The organism is Streptomyces beijiangensis (genome assembly GCF_017315755.1).
In the GTDB taxonomy this organism is placed as follows: domain Bacteria; phylum Actinomycetota; class Actinomycetes; order Streptomycetales; family Streptomycetaceae; genus Streptomyces; species Streptomyces beijiangensis.
In genome coordinates, this window is the sequence record NZ_JAFLRJ010001101.1 from 1 (window position 1) to 254 (window position 254).

Below are 254 nucleotides of genomic sequence, written 5' to 3' on the forward strand. Positions count from 1 at the left end.
CCGCCTGCTGGAGGGCGAGGTGATTGGCCTCGTAGCGGAGGGGGACGGGGGCGCCGTCGAGGTTGCCGACGGTGAGGGGGTGTCGGTGGGTGAGCTGTTGCTGCTGGGTGTTCGTCAACTCGCCGAAGAAGGAGGCGATTTGGGCTGGCGTCGAGTCGCCGGGGTCCGGGAGGTCACGCCCGAGGGAGTGGTCGGCGAGCCAGGCGGCGGCGCCGGGCGGGGGGCCGGTGACGGCCGGCTGCGCATCGGCGGAG

Annotated in this window: 1 pseudogene; it reads right to left on the minus strand. The window is 74.0% G+C overall.

The window, feature by feature from the left end:
• A pseudogene (locus tag J0695_RS40735) lies at window positions 1-254 on the minus strand (alpha/beta hydrolase); the annotation flags it as partial.